Here is a 2,216-nt window from a genome sequence, read left to right on the forward strand (position 1 = left end):
GGTCGGGTCGGGTCGGGTACATATCCGTTTCTTCGGTAACGGCTGCTATTGGTTCCGCTCTTACAGCGGCTCACTTTTGAAAAGCGCAAAAGTAAGCAAAACGCTCTTGCCCCACCACTCGGCACCTCGCCTAGGCTCGGTGTGCCCTTGTAAGATTATTTTCACCTGCTTCAGACCGTGGTGCCCTCAGATTTCAAGATCGTGAGTGAGCATGGGTCGAAGCAGGTTCTTTTCTAAACTAGTCCGAACGGTTGCCTGGGCGTAAAGCCCGATTCTGCAAGGTTGGACGTGAGGAAAACGCCATGGACCATGACTCTGCGTTCGTCGGAATTGATGTTTCCAAAAACAAGCTCGACTCATTCGTCAGCACTACTGGCCAAGTCGAGCAGTTTTTCAATACTCCAGAAGATATCCAGCGTTTAGCTAAGCATCTCAAGGCTCAGATGCCCGCTTTAGTGGTGCTGGAAGCAACTGGCGGATATGAGCGGCTTGCCGCTGCCGAGCTTTGCGCTGCTGGATTACCAGTCGTTGTTGTCAATCCCCGTCAGGTCCGTGATTTCGCTAAGGCTACCGGACGGCTGGCTAAAACCGACGCTCTGGATGCCCAGGTGATTGCGGAGTTTGCTCAGGCGGTCAAACCCGAAATTCGGGAGATGCCAGATGAACACGCTCGTGAACTGGCAGATCTACTGACTAGACGCCGTCAGCTTATCGATATGATCGTGGCGGAGGAGTCTCGACTGAAACAGGCGGTATTCAAGGCGCTTCGACGGGATATCAAGGCACATATCGTCTGGCTTCAAAAGCGTCTTAAAAGTACAGACGATGACTTGCACGAAGCGATCAAAGCTTCGCCGGCCTGGAAGGCCAATTATGATTTGCTGCGCGAGGTCTCAGGTGTTGGCAATGTGCTCGCACTTTCGCTGCTGGCGATGGTTCCTGAGCTAGGCAAAGTGAATCGCAAACAAGTGGCTGCATTGGTTGGTGTGGCCCCTTTTAACTGCGATAGCGGCCTGTACAAAGGACGTAGACGGATATGGGGTGGTCGAGCTGAGGTGCGAAGTGTGCTTTACATGGCTGTCTTGTCCTCGAAGAGCCATAACCCGGTGATCGAGAGGTTCTACAACCGTCTGCTTGCTGCAGGGAAGACGAAGAAAGTGGCGCTGGTTGCATGCATGAGAAAGCTGCTGACGATCCTGAATGCGATGGTCCGAGATCAAAAACATTTCGCTGAAATGGCTTGAGATTCGACACGGTTGCTCACTCCGGCTTTGGACCGTGGGCCGCCGTCATGGGCCATCCTTGGCCCAGGACGGCTAACCCGGCGTCCTGCCGGGTTACCCACGCTCCAAAGCCTGCGTTCGGCCAGCGTGGTTTAACGGGGCGCCTAAGATCAAAATCAAAAGCAACAAGAGCACAGCGGCCTACCGGCCGGCTTGAGTGTTGAAGAGCAAAATCAAAAGCTAAAGCGGGCACGGTCAAATGTGGGAGCTGGCTTGCCTGCGATGGCATCACCTCGGTGTATCTGAAATACCGAGTTGTCTGCATCGCAGGCAAGCCAGCTCCCACAGAAAAGCAGAGCCACCCCGCCCGTAGCAGCTGTCGAGCGCCAGCGAGGCTGCGTGCCTTTGATCTTGATCTGCTTTTGATTTTGATCTGCGGGCCCCGTCAACCACGATGGCCGCAAGTAGGCACGGTGGAGCGGGTAAATCGGCAAGGATGCCGATTTAGCCGCGCCGGGCCATGGATGGCCCGTCGCGGCGGCCCGCGGAGCCGGGCCGGAGTGCGGGCATGCCGAGCCTAAGCGAGGCACCGAGTGGTGGGGCAAAGACCTTTTGGTTACTTTTGGGGCGTTTGCCAAAAGTGACCCGCTGTAAGAGCGGAACCATAAGTAGCCGTTACCGCAGCAACGGATATGTACACGGTCAAACCATCAACACATCCCGCGTCACCCCGTCAAACCACATCCACCCCCACATGAATCGCATCATGCCGCCAAAACTCCAGATCACAATCAATCAACCGCTCATGCTGATCATAATTAACCCGAGCAATCCGCAACCCCGGGCTCCCCACCGACACCCTCAACGCCGCCGCGGCCTCAACCTGCAATGACGTCGGCACAATCTCAAACCGCACCCGCCCGTAATGCAAGTCATACACCCGCGCATACAACTCCGTAATCGACTGATTCAAATCACACTCCAGAATCCCCG

The 2,216-nt window shown here is 55.5% G+C and carries 2 protein-coding genes; one reads left to right on the forward strand and one right to left on the reverse strand.

Annotated elements, in window-relative coordinates; genetic code table 11:
• Positions 1 to 302 precede the first annotated feature (302 nt).
• Positions 303 to 1,244, forward strand: a complete 942-nt coding sequence (locus ACZ6ZQ_RS38445; RefSeq protein ID WP_093200084.1) for an IS110 family RNA-guided transposase — start codon at positions 303 to 305, stop codon at positions 1,242 to 1,244.
• A 712-nt stretch (positions 1,245 to 1,956) separates the two neighbouring features.
• Here ACZ6ZQ_RS38445 and ACZ6ZQ_RS38450 read toward each other — a convergent pair.
• Positions 1,957 to 2,216: UTRA domain-containing protein (locus ACZ6ZQ_RS38450; RefSeq protein ID WP_469773179.1), on the reverse strand; the 260-nt coding region annotated here is incomplete at its 5' end.

Source organism: Streptomyces sp. NPDC053673, from assembly GCF_055585225.1.